Below are 14,462 nucleotides of genomic sequence, written 5' to 3'. Positions count from 1 at the left end.
GTCGCTATTTATTCAGTCCAAGTTTCGGGGCGCAGTTCACCTGTCCCTTTGTGGTGGTTTTGGGCCAGTCCTAGAGCTTGTGGCCGTAGGCGTTGGCGGCCTTGATGGCGGCGGCGAACTTTTCGTCGGTGAAAGGCTCGGGATTGCCTTGCTTCCACTCGTTGGTGGCGTGTGCGAACTCGCACAGGGCCGGGATATCGGACTCGGAAAGCCCGACCTGCTCAAGCGTTACAGGCAGACCCATCTGCTTGTTAAAGGCGGCGTAGCGCTCAAGGTTCTCGGTATCGCCCGTATAGGCAAATAGCACCAACACACCCAGGCTCACGACTTCGCCGTGCAGGTAAGAGCCCTCGCGCGGAATACTGCAGGTGGCGTTGTAGAACGCGTGCGCCACGCTCGAGTTGTAGTAGTAATCGTTTTGGTTGGTCAGGTTGGAGACATAGCCTGTGTTGACCACGATGTCGAGCGCGATCTGTTTGACGGCCTCGGACGACAGGTCCTGGCGAACATCCTCAAGACCCTGCACGCCATAGGTAAACAGCGGCGCGGAGCAGGTGTGTGCGAGCGCCAGGCCAAGACCGGCGGTGTGCTCCAAGTTGCCGGCACTCGTGGCGTACTCGACCTCGGGCTGCTTGGACAAGGCATCGCCCACGCCGGCCCAGAAGTATTCCGCCGGTGCCTCGGCGATGATCTTGGGGTTGATGAAAATGTGCGCGGGGCGGTTGGGGTACGAATAGCCCTCGAGCGAGCCGTCGTCGTTGTAGACAACGGCAATGGCGGTCGCGGCCGAGCAGTTGGAGCAGATCGTCGGTACCGTAAAGACGATCTTCTTGAGCTCGATGGCCGCCGTCTTGACGGTGTCGAGCGCTTTGCCGCCGCCGCATGCGATGAGCACGTCGGCTTCCTGGCAGGCAGGGGAGTTCACGACCTTGGCGATATTGGCACGCGTACTGTTGGTGCCATAGACGCGCGTCTCCAGAACCTCGACATCGGTACCTTCAAGCGCCGCCGCGATACCCGGCAGCGCCGCAGCCAGGGCTCGCTTGCCGCCAATGATGGCGACCTTGGTCGCTCCGTACTCTGCTAGTGCGGCGGGCAGCTCGATAAAGCAATCCTCGCCAACGGTGTAGTCGCTCATTCCGATCGTGCGCATAGCAACCTTCTTTCGTTCGATAAAGTGCTTACAGGTATTTTGCTCCAGGAGAAAGTCCACGGCCGCAAGAAATTTCGAACGTATAAAACCAGTGTTGAGGGTTTTTCGCTGGCGCGGAACGTGCTAGCATACTCCGCATAAGCGTTGATGGGGACGAGTAGTCGGCCGTCCGCATGCTACAGAGAGCGGGGAGCGCTGAGAACCCGTGCATGCGACCGATGAAAATCACCCCGGAGCTGCGGTCCCAACGGACGTGCCGCGCAGGTTCGTCTTAGTAGATATCGCCGAGATGGTCGTCGATACAGGCCAGCCGAGTAACGGATGCGAGCGCGCGAATACGCGGGCGAGGGCATCTAAGCTGGGTGGTTAAGCGAAGAGCTTTTGCGGGCGTACAGTCCGTTTTGCGGCGCTTCGTCCCAGCTTGTAGGGACGGGCGCTTTTTTGGTGCCCAGAGGGCGTGCGCGCCCATGACATGAAAGGGGTACCGTGGCAAACGAGTACAAGCAGACGATGAATCTGCCTAAAACCGGATTTCCCATGCGTGCCGGTCTTTCCAAGTCCGAGCCCAAGCGACTCAAGGACTGGCAGGACAACAAGGTCTACGAGCAGGTTCTGAAGAAGAACGAGGGTCACAAGAAGTTCGTGCTGCACGACGGCCCTCCGTACGCCAACGGTCCGATCCACATCGGCCACGCCATGAATAAGATCTCCAAGGACATGATCAACCGCTACTGGATGATGCAGGGCTATGAGGTTCCCTACGTCCCCGGTTGGGACTGCCATGGCCAGCCGATCGAGCACAAGGTCGAGGAGAAGCTCGGCACCGAGAAGTTCAACCAGACCTCCACGGCTAAGATCCGCGAGCTCTGCAACAAGTTCGCTGTCGAGAACATCGAGCTGCAGAAGGCCGGCTTCCGTCGCCTGGGCGTGCTCGGCGACTGGGACAACCCCTATCTGACGCTCTATCACCAGCATGATGCCGCCGACATCGAGGTCTTCAAGGCCATGTTCGATAAGGGCATGATCTATCGCGGACACAAGCCGGTTCACTGGTGCAAGCATTGCCACACCGCACTCGCCGAGGCCGAGATCGAGTACTCCGATGAGACGAGTCCCTCCATCTTTGTTCGCTTTGAGATGACCTCCAAGCCCGCCGGCCTCGAGAACTTCGACGGCCCGGTCGACTTCATCATCTGGACGACTACCCCGTGGACCATCCCCTCCGATCAGGCCGTTTCCCTCAAGCCCGGCGCCGCCTATGTCGCCGTTGAGCACGACGGCCGCGCCGAGGTCATGCTCGAAGACCTGGCTCCCAAGTGCTGCGAGGAGTTTGGCTGGGAGTACACCCCGGTCATGGTCGACGGCAAGCCCTACGTGGTTTCCGCCGAGACCTTCCACCACATCCACTACAAGCAGCCGATCTTTGACGGCGTTGAGGGCGTGGCGCTGCTGGCCGATTACGTCGGTGTCGATGACGGTACCGGTATCGTCCACAACTCGCCCGGCCACGGCGTCGACGACTACTTCGCCTGCCTCAAGGAGGGCATCACCGACATCTGCATGCCGGTCGATGACGACGGTAAGTTCTACACCGGCGAGGAGTTTGGTACCGGTGGCCCCTTCAGCGGTATGGACACCGATGAGGCCAACCCGCACATCATCGAGTTCCTGCGCGAGCGCGGCACCCTGGTCCTCGAGAAGAAGATCACGCACAGCTATCCGCACTGCTGGCGCTGCAAGCACCCTGTGCTCTTCCGTGCTACCGACCAGTGGTTTGTCTCGATGGACAAGACTGGCTTGCGCGAGCAGGCTGGCAAGGAGGTCCGCGAGAACGTTAAATGGTATCCGGCGCATGCCGCCAACCGCATTGGCGCCATGGTCGAGCAGCGTCCCGACTGGTGCATCAGCCGTCAGCGCAACTGGGGCGTGCCTATCCCCAGCTACACCTGCGCCGACTGCGGCGAGAAGGTCATGAACGACGCCACGCTCGACGCCGTCATCAAGCTCTTCCACGATAAGGGCTCCGACGCCTGGTTCACCGACGCTCCCGAGAGCTACCTGGGCGAGGCCTGCGTCTGCCCCAAGTGCGGCGGCCATCACCTCAAGGCCGATAAGGACATCCTCGACGTGTGGTGGGATTCCGGCGTTTCCTGGAAGGCCGTCTGCGAGTACCGTCCCGAGCTGGAGTATCCGGCGGATGTGTACCTCGAGGGCTCCGACCAGCACCGCGGTTGGTTCCAGAGCTCGCTGCTCACCTCGGTGGGCGCAAACGGCCACGCTCCGTACAAGGCGGTCGTCTCGCAGGGCTTCACCCTCGACGGCCAGGGCCGTAAGATGTCCAAGTCGCTTGGCAACGTCATCGACCCCAATAAGGTCTGTGACGAGATGGGCGCCGACATCATCCGCCTGTGGGTCGCCTCGGTCGACACCAGCTCCGACGTTTCCATCGACCACGAGATTCTCGCTCGTACGTCCGATGCCTACCGTCGTTTCCGCAACACGCTGCGCTTCCTGCTCTCCGAGCTCGAGGGCCAGTTTGAGCCCGAGACCGACGGCGTCGCTTTTGCCGACCTGCTGCCGCTCGACAAGCTCATGGTTGCCCGTCTGACCCAGGTCCAGGCCGAGGTCGACGATGCTTACTCTTGCTACGAGTTCCCGCGCGCTTACCGTGCGCTTTACGACTTCGTGGTTACCGAGCTTTCCAACGTGTACCTCGACGCCCTGAAGGACCGTCTGTACTGTGAGAAGCCCGGCTCGCTCGAGCGTCGCAGCGCCCAGACCGTGCTCGCCGAGCTCTTCTCGATGCTCATGCGCGACCTGCAGCCGATCTTGTCCTATACGGTCGACGAGGCCATGGCCTATGCGCCCGCCGGCTGCGTCGATCACCAGAAGTACGCCGCGCTGCTCGATTGGTACAAGTCGCCCATCACGGTCGACGAGGCCAACGAGTTTGAGGGCGTGCTCGAGGCTTCACTCGAGCTCCGTAGCGTCGTGACCAAGGCCCTTGAGGATGCCCGCTCCGCCGGCACCTTCACCAAGAGCCAGCAGGTCCGCGTCAAGGCGGTCGTTCCCGCCGAAATGTATGCGCTGCTGACCGGCGACAAGGCTGTCGACCTGGCCGAGTTCTACATCGTCTCCGATGTTGAGCTTACCCAGGGCGAGGAGCTTTCTGTTGCCATCGATGCTGCCGAGGGCGAGTGCTGCGACCGTTGCTGGAACTACCGCACCACCGTCGGCGAGTACAACGGCCACGCTCACATTTGCAAGCGCTGCGCGAATGCCCTTTAAGGCACGGTAACTCGACATTTTAGTTATAGGGAGAATTTAGGCGCCTTCGGCCCATTTGCTCCGCTGAAGAAAAGCGACATTCCGTTATCCGGAATGCCGCTTTCTTTTATGCTGGTTATTTATCTGACGTTAGCGAATGTGTCGTGCGCTCTGCGTGTGGCAATATAAGATGGTTATTTGCGTTAAACGGAATTTGATTATCTGAGGGTAGGGGATTTCTTTGGGTCGTGGTGCGGATATGACGCCGCCTTTGCGTTGGCGGTTGAGTGTTGCTGGTGGGGTGGCGCTCGTTGTGCTGCTTGTTGACCAGCTGACCAAGCTTGCGGTTCGTGCCGTGGGCGACGCCTTGCATGTGACCGTCATCCCCGGTGTTATCGACTTTATGTTTGTCCGCAATATCGGTGCTGCCTTTAGCATGGGCGAGGGGCATGGCATTGCGTTTGCCGTGCTGGCGTTGGCGGTCATTATCGCTATTGCCGTGTACCTCGTTCGTGCACCTCAGCTCGCCCATCTTGAGGTTGTGGGCATGGCGATGGTTGCAGGCGGTGCTATCGGTAACGCGATCGATCGTTTGGCCTTTGGTTTCGTGACCGATTTTATTGCCACCACCTTCATCGACTTCCCCGTCTTCAATGTGGCCGATATCGGCATTACCTTGGGCGTCGTGCTCGCCCTCTTTGGCTACATGTTCTTGAGCCCGGCGGCCCGTGAGGTCGATGCGACCGCCGAGCTTAACGCCCGTGATGAGGCCCGCGCCAAGCGCAAAGCCAAACAACGTGGGGAGCGTGCCCGCAAGATTCGCGAAAGGAGCGAGCGCTAATGGCCGACATCCATATCCTTGTTGCCGACGATGCCGCTGGTCAGCGTCTTGACGCCTATCTGGGCGCTAATGACGGCTGCCCTACGCGCTCTGCCTGCGCGCATCTGATCGAGGGCGGTGCCGTTGCCGTCAACGGCGAGACATGCCTGTCAAAAAAGTATGCCGTGCGCTCCGGCGACCGTATTTCGGTCGATTTGCCCGAGCCGCACGATCCCACCGATGTGATTCCCGAGGCCATTCCCCTCGATATCCGCTACGAGGACGACTACCTCATCGTGCTCTCCAAGCAGCGCGGTCTGGTGTGCCATCCCGCCCATGGCCACGAGAGCGGCACCCTTGCGAACGCCTTGGTCTATCACTGTGGCATTGACCATCTGGGCACCGTGCAGGGCGAGGACCGCCCCGGCATCGTGCATCGCCTGGATCGTGACACCTCGGGCCTTATGCTCGCGGCAAAAGACGACGACACCCAGCGCGCGCTTCAGAATCTCATCCGCACGCGCACGCTCGACCGCCGCTACATTACGCTCGTCCACGGCCACATTGCCATGGACGAGGGCACCATTAACACCGGCATTGCCCGTTCTACGCGCGACCGTGTCAAGATGGCGGTTTCGGACGATCCTTTCGCGCGCCAGGCCATTACGACCTTTAGGGTCCTCGAGCGCTTCGATTCCACGCGTTTTGACGATGGCTATACGCTCGTCGAGTGCCACCTGTTTACGGGTCGCACGCATCAGATTCGCGTGCACATGCGCCATATCAACCACGCCTGCGTGGGCGATCCGCTCTACGGTAAGTGCGATGCGCGTGCCGACCAGGGTTTGACCAGGCAATTCCTCCATTCCTGGCGTGTGGCGTTCGATCATCCCGTGACGGGGGAGCGCATTGAGTGCCGCGATGAGCTGCCGTGGGATCTCGCCGCCGTTCTGGATGACCTAGCCCCGCGCTCGCTCGGCCGCACTGCCGCCGGCGACGAAATCGTTCCGCAGCTCGGTCTGCTCGAACCCTAACCAGTATTAGGTGGTTTCTTGAACTCGGTAAGCCTGCGGTAAGATATACGGTTGTTTACGTAACACGTTCCTGGGAGCCTGCATGCTCGCCTTTTTACAAACCAACACACCCATCGTGATCTTCAACCAGATTGTCGTCACGCTGCTCACGGTCTGCTTCTTGTACCAGGTGGTCTTCTTTGTCATCGGTGCTCTCCGCGGCGAGGTCGCGCCTCCCAAGGCCAAAAAACTCCACCGGTATGCCTTCTTTATTGCAGCACACAACGAGGAGGCCGTTATCGCCAACCTCGTTCGCTCCATTAAGGACCAGGATTATCCGTCCGAGCTCATCGAGGTCTTCGTGGTCGCCGATGCTTGCACCGACAACACGGCGCAGCTCGCGCGCGAGGCCGGTGCCATTGTTTACGAGCGCAATGACCTGGCCCGCAAGGGCAAGAGCTGGGTCATGGACTTTGGTTTCGATCGCATTCTCAACGAGTATCCCGACACGTTTGAGGGCTACTTTATCTTCGATGCCGACAATGTTATCTCCCGCGATTACGTCTCCAAGATGAATGATGCCTTTGACCAGGGCTTTCATGTGGTCACGAGCTATCGTAACTCCAAGAACTTCGGCAGTTCGTGGATTTCCTCTGCCAACGCCACCTGGTATTTGCGTGAGGCCCGCTTCCTCAACAACGCGCGTAATATCTGCAAGACGTCCTGCGCCGTCTCGGGCTCGGGCTACCTTATCTCCGCCAGTGTTATCGAGGGCATGCACGGCTGGCAGTTCCATACACTGACCGAGGATATCCAGTTCACCACGTTCTGCGCCATTCACGGCATCCGCATCGGTTATGCGCCGGCGGAGTTCTTTGACGAGCAGCCGGTGACGTTTAAGGCGTCCTGGAAACAGCGCATGCGCTGGACCAAGGGCTTCTACCAGGTCTTTTTTACCTACGGCAAGCATCTGGTCAAGTCGACGTTCCGCTATCATCGCTTTGCCGCATATGACATGTTTATGACCATCGCTCCGGGCATGCTGCTGTCCCTGATCTCCATGCTCGCCAATGCGACATTCCTGATCGTGGGTGGCCTTTCGCATGGTTTCTTGGCTACCGAGGTCGAGATGCAGGCTTGTGCCGCCTCGCTTATCATGACGTTCGTGATGATGTACCAGACCTTCTTTATCCTGGCGCTGCTCACGACCATCTTTGAGTGCAAGCACATTCATTGCGCTCAAAAGTGGCGCCTGGTGACCAACCTGTTTACCTTCCCGATCTTTATGTTCAGTTATATCCCCATTACGGTGGCTGCGTTGTTCCTGAAAGTCGACTGGGTCCCGACGCAACACGCCGTCAACGTTACCCTCGACGAGGTCATGCAAGGCGCCAAATAACCACCACCAAAACCACCACAAAGGTGCCTGCACCTTTGTGGTGGTTTTTGCTTTTGAGTGACTGCCCAAGGAGGTTTTTAATGGTCTATATCCCGTTTTGGATTTGTATCTTTGCCGGCGCGGTGATTGATGCCCGTGAGCGGCGGTTTCCCAATGAGCTTGCCGGCGTGTGTGCGGTGGCGGCGCTTGCAGGCGTTTGGCTCGACAGAGGTGTTAACACGGCGCTTGACCACGCCGGTCTTGCGGTCATCGTCTACCTTGCCCTTGTGCTCACTGAGTCGCTCTGGCGTCGTGTTCGCCAAGCCCCCGGCATCGGCATGGGGGATGCCAAGGCGCTTTTCGCGCTTTGCACGCTCGACCCTCTGGGCGGCATCGTGGCATTTGCCGTTGCGCTCCTGGTCCTGGCCCTCTCCTGCCTCTTCACAAAATCGCGCTCCCTGCCATTGCTCCCGTTTTTGGTGCCGATATTTGCCATAATCGAGGTCGTGGGCTGGACATTGTAACCGATTGCGCATCCTTTTTAAGGAGCATGCCATGGCAACTAATCAAGAAACGACCGTCATTAAGGCGCGCATGGACCGTATTCCCTCGGCGTTGTCGCCCGAACTTTTCGAGCGCATTGCCACCGATCGTGCTTCGGGCTATGTTAACCCGTATCGTTGCAACGACGATCAGGTCATTCGTCGTATTGATCGCGCCGCCGACAAAGGCACGCTTATGCGTCCGGCGTTTATGCGCGATACCGAAAAGATACTTCATCTTCCGGCGTACACCCGTTATGCAGGCAAAACGCAGGTCTTTAGCTTCCGTAGCAATGACGATCTGTCACGCCGCGGTTTGCACGTGCAGCTTGTCTCCCGCATTGCGCGCGATATCGGTCGCGCCCTGGGGCTCAATTGCGATCTGATCGAGGCGATTGGCCTGGGCCACGACTTGGGACACACGCCTTTCGGCCATGCCGGTGAGCGATTCCTCAACGATATCTACCACGAGCGTACGGGGCGTTATTTTTTCCATAACGTGCAGTCGGTCCGCGTGCTCGACGCGCTGTACGGCCGTAACGTGTCACTCCAGACGCTCGACGGCGTGCTATGCCATAACGGCGAGTACGAGCAGCGCGTGTTTGAATTGTCGGATATGGGCTCCTTTGACCAGTTCGATCAGGCGGTCGAGGACTGCATCGCCACGGGCTATGGCGCCATTGGGCACCTGCGTCCCATGACGCTCGAGGGCTGCGTCGTTCGCATCTCGGATATTCTTGCCTACGTCGGTCGTGACCGTCAGGATGCGATCGCGGCGGGTCTGCTTTCGCCCGACGCTTTTGACGATGGTCGGGGCGGCGCCTATAACAGCTGGATCCTCACGCACGCTTCCATCGATATCGTTGAGCATAGCTATGGTAAGCCGCGCATCGAGATGAGCGAGGACCTGTTTGAGGAAATTCGCCGAGCCAAGCGCGAGAACTACGAGAAGATCTATAGCAAGGGCGGTATCGAAGGCGATTCTGAGGCAGAGCTGCGTGAGGCGTTCGAAAAGCTCTACGACCGTTGCCTGCGGGATCTAAACAGTGGCGACGAGTCCTCTTATATCTTTAAGCACCATATTTCGCGCATTGAGCAGCAGCTTTCCTACTACGATCGTACCTATGCCTGGCAGGACGACAAGGATCAAGCCGTGGTGGATTACATCGCGAGCATGACGGACGGTTATTTCTGCGAGCTGACGAGCAAGCTGTTCCCGGGTCTAAAGTTTCCGCATCGTACCTATATTAACGAACGGTAGTTCGTATTTATTCGGTATACTGTTTGTGGAAAACGTTTTTGATTGATGCACGGGATGGCTATGGACGACCTTTTTTCTGCTTCGACGCGCGAGCGTTCCTTTCAGAATGCGCCGCTTGCGGTGCGCATGCGCCCCAATTCGCTCGACGAGTATGTGGGCCAGCAAAAGGCCGTCGGTAAGGGCTCATGGTTGCGTGCCGCGATCGAGCACGACGTGCTTTCGAGCGTGATTCTGTACGGGCCGGCCGGTACGGGTAAGACGACGCTGGCCCACATTATCGCCAACCATACCAAGAGCGAGTTTGTCGAGGTCAGCGCCGTGACGGGCACCGTAAAGGACTTGCGCCGCGTGATTGACGAGGCCAAGACGCGCCTGAATACGTACGACCGCCGCACCATTCTATTCATCGATGAGATTCACCGCTTCTCTAAGTCGCAGCAGGATGCCCTGCTGCATGCAGTTGAGAACCGTACCGTCATTATGATTGGCGCTACGACGGAGAATCCGTACTTCGAGGTCAACTCGGCGCTTCTCTCACGTGGTCGAGTCGTGGAGCTTGAGCATTTAAAGGACGAGGATATTGCCATGCTTATCGAGCGTGCGCTCGAGGCACCTCAGGGCCTGAACGGCAAATTCTCGGCCGATGATGATACGGTCAAGACCATTTGCACGCTGGCAGCGGGTGATGCACGCTCGGCCCTGACGACGCTTGAGTTGGCGAGCGAGATTGCCGTCACGCGTCCCGATACCGAGGGGACGCCGGCTCCGGCGGCGGGGGAGCGGTATCCCATCACGGTCGACGATGTGAAGATCGCCAATCCGCGCCGTGGGTTTTCGTATGACAAAAACGGTGACATGCACTACGACATTATCAGTGCGTTCATTAAGTCCATGCGCGGCAGCGACCCCGATGCCACCATTTATTGGCTCGCGCGCATGATCGATGCAGGGGAGGATCCTAAGTTTATTGCACGCCGTATTATGATTCAGGCTTCTGAGGATGTTGGCAACGCCGATCCGCAGGCGCTTTTGGTGGCGCATGCCGCGTTTAAGTCTGCCGAGGTCATTGGCTATCCCGAGTGCCGCATTAACCTGGCTCAGGCTGCACTCTATGTGTGCTTGGCGCCTAAATCCAACGCGTGTGAGGCTTCAATCGATGCGGCGCTGGCCGATATCCATTCTAGTGGGCTTCGCGAGGTGCCGAGTTATCTACGCGATCGCCATCGCCCGGGCAGCGATGAATACGGTGTGTATAAGTATCCGCACGATTATCCCGAAGGCTGGGTCGACCAGCGCTATTTGCCCGAAGGCTTAGAACGCGGTGCATTTTGGCAGCCTGCCGGCCGCGGTTGGGAAGAGTGGCGTGTGGAGCAAAGCGAGCGCGACCGTAGCGGCAACGCTCCCAAGTAGGCCATTGGCGCCTCGCACATTCCCTTTGGGTATCTTTGCCCTTCTTTGGGGTACCATGAAAAACGTCTGTATTTCGATTCCTTCGGGAGGCTTGTATGAGTCCCATTCAAATCGCCCTGCTGGTGCTCGCCGTTGCCGGCGTGTGGGCTGTTGTCGAGCTCGCGCTCACGCTGCGCAAGACCCGCACCGTCGTCGACTCGCTCGACAAGACGGTGAGCGACCTCAATAATACGCTCGCCGAGGCACAGCCCGTGGTGGCAAAGCTCGATGGCGCCGTTGACGAGCTTACGCCGGCACTTGCCCAGATGGAGCCGCTCCTCAAGTCGAGCAAGACTGCCGTTGACGCCCTGACGTCTAACCTCGTTGAGGTTGAGGCGGTCGTTCGCGACATTTCCGAGGTTACGGGCAGCATGGCCGAGGCCAGTAATGCCGTATCGAGCGTGACTGATTCTGCGGCTGGTGCCGTTCAGAAGCTCTTTAATAAGGTGAAAGCCCCCGCAGCCGACGCCGAGCGCAAACTTTCCGCTGCCGCCGAAGCCGAGCAGCCGACTGAGCGCGTCCTAATTGGCGAAGCCGGGGACGAGGCCGCTGCTGACGACGATGATGTTCAGAAGCCCGCTGCTAAGCCCGCTCAGTATTACACTTATACGCCCGCCGAGACCTCCGAGGAGTCCTGCGATGAGTAGCGAAGCAACCTGTCCCATCACGCTGAGCGTTGCCGGTGATCCGCGTCTCGCGCGCTTGGTGCGCATGACGGCCGCCAACGTCGGCGCCCTGTGCTCTATGTCTGTCGATCGTATCGAGGACATCCGCATGGCTGCCGAGGAAGCCTTCATCTTTGGGTGCACCGCGGTCGACTGCGACGACATCACCATTCAATTTGATGTGGACGAATCTCACGTCGGCATGACCTTTACCTTTGGGGAACAGGCCACCGTCGACGAGGATGACCAGGCTGCTGTGTATGCCGAGCTCATTCTTGCAAGCGTGTGCGATTCCTACGAAAAGACTGCGGCGCCCCTAACGCTTTCCCTCGACCTCAAGGCGGATATCTAATATGACCGAACGTTCCCGGAGCGGCAAAACCGCTTGGGACAAGGAGAAAACCCGCGAGCTGTTTCGTCGTTATAAGGAGACCGGTGATCCGGATGCTCGCGAGCAGCTCGTTATGTCCCATATGAACCTGGTAAGGTTTCTTGCCAACAAATTTAAAAACCGCGGTGAGCCGCTCGATGACCTTTTGCAGGTCGGCTATCTGGGCTTGCTCAAGGCTATCGACCGCTTTGACCCTGAACGCGGACTTGAGTTCACGACGTTTGCCACGCCCACCATCCTGGGCGAGATTAAGCGCCACTTCCGCGACAAGGGCTGGAGCGTGCGCGTGCCCCGACGTTTGCAGGAGCTCTCGGCCAAGGTCAACCAGGCTACCGATAAGCTCACCAACGAGCTACAGCGTTCGCCCAAGGTTGAGGAAATCGCCGAATACCTCGACGTTACTGTCGACGAGGTGCTCGAAGCCATGGAATCGTCCTCGGCCTACACCTCGGTGCCCATCGAGGCTCCTGGCGCGTCCGATTCCGACGATGCGCCTTCGATTCTTGACCGCTATGCCGACGAGGACAATGAGCTCGACTTTACCGATGACCGCCTGGTAATCGAGGAAGCCATCCGCGATTTCTCGCCTCGCGAGCGCGAGGTTATCGAGTTGCGCTTCGTAAAGGGCATGACCCAGATCGAGATCGCCAAGAAGCTGGGCATCTCGCAGGTGCAGGTCTCGCGCCTGCTGCGCCGTACCCTTAAGAAGATTCAAGATAAGATCGACCCCGACGGAGTGATGATTCGTTCATGAGTGAGCACCCCCAACAAATCGACCGCACGCTTCGCGATACCCGCATTCTGACGCTGCGCATTTGGGGCGTCGTCGGCTGCATTGTCATCGCTGCCGTAATCTTTAACCTTATGGGCATCCTGGCACCGGTCATCGAGTTTCTCGCTGTCGGTTCCATCATCGCTTTTGTGATGTCTCCGATCACCAACTGGCTCGAGCATCACGGCGTCGGACGTGGCCTCGGTTCGCTCATCGCACTCATTGTGGTTGTTGCCGTGCTCGTCGGCGTCGTCTGCATCCTATCGCCTATTTTGCTCGGTCAAATCATGGAAGTCCTGAGCCGCCTGCCCGAGCAGCTTCGTGTTGCGGGTGGTGATCTCAACGAGATGCTCTCGCACGCTAAGACGCTCAACAACACGCCGCTCAAGGAGTATCTGGACGACAATCTTTCTTCGTTGGTTACCGTAGCGTCCAAGTACGTCTCGCAAATCGCTGCTGAGCTCGGCCGCGGTGTGTTTCCGCTCATTACCAACACGGCCTCGCAGCTGTTCGTCATCTTCCTGGGTCTGGTGCTTGCCTACTGGCTTGCCTGCGATTATCCCCGCATGCACCACGAGGTCTGCACCATCATCGGGCAGGAAAAGGAGACCTCGTACCGCTTTATGGTGGCCATCCTTTCGCGTTCGGTCGGCGGCTACATGCGTGGCATGGTCATCACATCGATCTGTGGCGGTTTTCTTGCCTTTATTGGTTTTACGATCATCGGCCATCCGTATGCAGCACTCATGGCTATCTTTACCGGCATTATGCACCTGGTTCCGGTTGTCGGTCCCTGGGTGAGTGCGGCGATCGCCACGGTGCTCGGCTTTATGTTCAGCCCCATGCTGGCGTTGTGGACGCTTGTCGTGACCATGGTGGCTCAAAACGTCACCGATAATGTCATTTCGCCTAAGGTCATGCAGAGCTCGGTGCAGGTGCATCCCGTTATGAGCCTGACGGCTCTCGTTATCGGTTCGGCACTCATGGGTCCCATCGGCATGGTTATCGCCATTCCGCTGTGCGCGGCCCTCAAGGGCATTTTCGTCTACTACTTTGAGAACGAGACCGGGCGTCAGCTCGTGGCATACGATGGTGCCGTGTTTAAGGGCACTCCGTATCGCGATACCGAGGGTAACCCAGTTGCCGTCTACGACGCGCTTGGCGACGATACGTTCATCTATGAGTCCGAGCTCATCGGCAACGAGACCGCGCCCGAGGCCCAGGCCATGCCCAAGCCCGAGCTCGATAATCCCTGGATTAAGCTCTCAGGCCTGCAGCCCGACGCGACGGGTTTCTTTAAGAACCCCTTTGCCAAGGACGACGACACAAGCTCTGACGACGACACCAAAACCGGCATCGACGGCTCCATGGACGATTCGGATTCCAAATAGGCCCTGTTAGCGTTTCTTGATGTTGTAAATAACAATAAACGCGATCAAAGCGATTGATAAGGGGCCAGCCACATAGAAAAAGATGGCGTCAATTGCGCTTAGGGTGTAATACGCTTTATCGCCAGATGTTACTGCGTACAATGCGTAGCCAAATCTCGGCTGGTTCACATACCAGCTCGAGTAAGCGAAGATTGCTAAAAGGGCTACCGAGGTTAGTGCATTCACGACAAACCGTTTGCTATTCATCGATCGCTCCTTCCGGACGATTCTTATATGCAATTATACCGAAATCATTTTTTTCAAAGTATTTGACAGACCTAAATAACGTGCACTTTCGCTGGAGGGTCGCTGTTTGGCGGC

Annotated in this window: 13 protein-coding genes; 11 read left to right on the top strand and 2 right to left on the bottom strand. The window is 58.3% G+C overall.

Translation table 11 applies throughout. The annotated features are described in order from the left end of the window. Positions 1-70: 70 nt before the first annotated feature. Entirely contained in the window at positions 71-1,153 is a 1,083-nt protein-coding gene (locus DW151_RS03280; protein ID WP_118334432.1) for an iron-containing alcohol dehydrogenase family protein, read from the bottom strand. A 510-nt stretch (positions 1,154-1,663) separates the two neighbouring features. Here DW151_RS03280 and ileS point away from each other — a divergent pair. The 11 genes from ileS (at position 1,664) to DW151_RS03225 (ending at position 14,102) form a co-directional block, all read left to right on the top strand. Then, entirely contained in the window at positions 1,664-4,441 is a 2,778-nt protein-coding gene (ileS, locus tag DW151_RS03275; RefSeq protein ID WP_370448016.1) for an isoleucine--tRNA ligase, read from the top strand. Between the two features lie 238 nt (positions 4,442-4,679). Then, a complete protein-coding gene (lspA, locus tag DW151_RS03270; RefSeq protein ID WP_118334442.1) occupies positions 4,680-5,261 on the top strand; it encodes a signal peptidase II in 582 nt (193 codons plus the stop codon). Continuing rightward, on the top strand, positions 5,261-6,274 hold the full coding sequence (locus DW151_RS03265; RefSeq protein ID WP_118334429.1) for an RluA family pseudouridine synthase: 1,014 nt from the start codon (positions 5,261-5,263) through the stop codon (positions 6,272-6,274). The genes lspA and DW151_RS03265 overlap by 1 nt, the downstream gene beginning before the upstream one ends. An 82-nt stretch (positions 6,275-6,356) precedes the next feature. Next, positions 6,357-7,652, top strand: coding sequence for a glycosyltransferase family 2 protein (locus DW151_RS03260; protein ID WP_118334427.1), 1,296 nt, complete (start codon positions 6,357-6,359; stop codon positions 7,650-7,652). 80 nt (positions 7,653-7,732) lie between these two features. Continuing rightward, positions 7,733-8,155, top strand: coding sequence for a prepilin peptidase (locus tag DW151_RS03255; protein ID WP_118334426.1), 423 nt, complete (start codon positions 7,733-7,735; stop codon positions 8,153-8,155). 31 nt (positions 8,156-8,186) lie between these two features. Then, positions 8,187-9,434, top strand: coding sequence for a deoxyguanosinetriphosphate triphosphohydrolase family protein (locus DW151_RS03250; protein ID WP_118334424.1), 1,248 nt, complete (start codon positions 8,187-8,189; stop codon positions 9,432-9,434). A gap of 60 nt (positions 9,435-9,494) precedes the next feature. Further along, entirely contained in the window at positions 9,495-10,844 is a 1,350-nt protein-coding gene (locus DW151_RS03245; protein ID WP_199579889.1) for a replication-associated recombination protein A, read from the top strand. A gap of 95 nt (positions 10,845-10,939) precedes the next feature. Next, positions 10,940-11,530 (top strand): hypothetical protein, encoded by a 591-nt coding sequence (locus DW151_RS03240; protein WP_118334420.1) that lies wholly within the window; start codon positions 10,940-10,942, stop codon positions 11,528-11,530. After that, a complete protein-coding gene (locus DW151_RS03235) occupies positions 11,523-11,900 on the top strand; it encodes an ATP-binding protein (protein WP_117776907.1) in 378 nt (125 codons plus the stop codon). Before DW151_RS03240 ends, DW151_RS03235 begins: the two co-directional genes overlap by 8 nt. A 1-nt stretch (position 11,901) precedes the next feature. Next, positions 11,902-12,693 carry an RNA polymerase sigma factor SigF gene (locus DW151_RS03230; protein WP_118266439.1) on the top strand — a complete coding sequence of 264 codons (792 nt, stop codon included), beginning with the start codon at positions 11,902-11,904 and terminating at the stop codon, positions 12,691-12,693. Beyond that, on the top strand, positions 12,690-14,102 hold the full coding sequence (locus DW151_RS03225) for an AI-2E family transporter (protein ID WP_118334419.1): 1,413 nt from the start codon (positions 12,690-12,692) through the stop codon (positions 14,100-14,102). The genes DW151_RS03230 and DW151_RS03225 overlap by 4 nt, the downstream gene beginning before the upstream one ends. Positions 14,103-14,108: 6 nt before the next feature. On the opposite strand, the gene DW151_RS03220 is transcribed toward DW151_RS03225, so the two are convergent. Beyond that, positions 14,109-14,348 (bottom strand): hypothetical protein, encoded by a 240-nt coding sequence (locus DW151_RS03220; RefSeq protein ID WP_089571736.1) that lies wholly within the window; start codon positions 14,346-14,348, stop codon positions 14,109-14,111. Between the last annotated feature and the right edge of the window lie 114 nt (positions 14,349-14,462).

Origin of the sequence: Collinsella sp. AM13-34 (assembly GCF_003473055.1) — a bacterium.
Taxonomy (GTDB): domain Bacteria; phylum Actinomycetota; class Coriobacteriia; order Coriobacteriales; family Coriobacteriaceae; genus Collinsella.
Note: the sequence above shows the minus strand (reverse complement) of the source record. Positions and strands in the feature narration are given on the sequence as shown.

Bases quoted from the DNA above. Each gene is read 5' to 3' on its own strand.
- ileS (WP_370448016.1), top strand. From the start codon at position 1,664: ATGAATCTGCCTAAAACCGGATTTCCCATGCGTGCCGGTCTTTCCAAG.
- DW151_RS03220 (WP_089571736.1), bottom strand. From the start codon at position 14,348: ATGAATAGCAAACGGTTTGTCGTGAATGCACTAACCTCGGTAGCCCTT.
- DW151_RS03280 (WP_118334432.1), bottom strand. From the start codon at position 1,153: ATGCGCACGATCGGAATGAGCGACTACACCGTTGGCGAGGATTGCTTT.
- DW151_RS03245 (WP_199579889.1), top strand. From the start codon at position 9,495: ATGGACGACCTTTTTTCTGCTTCGACGCGCGAGCGTTCCTTTCAGAAT.
- DW151_RS03235 (WP_117776907.1), top strand. From the start codon at position 11,523: ATGAGTAGCGAAGCAACCTGTCCCATCACGCTGAGCGTTGCCGGTGAT.
- lspA (WP_118334442.1), top strand. From the start codon at position 4,680: ATGACGCCGCCTTTGCGTTGGCGGTTGAGTGTTGCTGGTGGGGTGGCG.
- DW151_RS03255 (WP_118334426.1), top strand. From the start codon at position 7,733: ATGGTCTATATCCCGTTTTGGATTTGTATCTTTGCCGGCGCGGTGATT.
- DW151_RS03240 (WP_118334420.1), top strand. From the start codon at position 10,940: ATGAGTCCCATTCAAATCGCCCTGCTGGTGCTCGCCGTTGCCGGCGTG.
- DW151_RS03260 (WP_118334427.1), top strand. From the start codon at position 6,357: ATGCTCGCCTTTTTACAAACCAACACACCCATCGTGATCTTCAACCAG.
- DW151_RS03265 (WP_118334429.1), top strand. From the start codon at position 5,261: ATGGCCGACATCCATATCCTTGTTGCCGACGATGCCGCTGGTCAGCGT.
- DW151_RS03230 (WP_118266439.1), top strand. From the start codon at position 11,902: ATGACCGAACGTTCCCGGAGCGGCAAAACCGCTTGGGACAAGGAGAAA.
- DW151_RS03250 (WP_118334424.1), top strand. From the start codon at position 8,187: ATGGCAACTAATCAAGAAACGACCGTCATTAAGGCGCGCATGGACCGT.
- DW151_RS03225 (WP_118334419.1), top strand. From the start codon at position 12,690: ATGAGTGAGCACCCCCAACAAATCGACCGCACGCTTCGCGATACCCGC.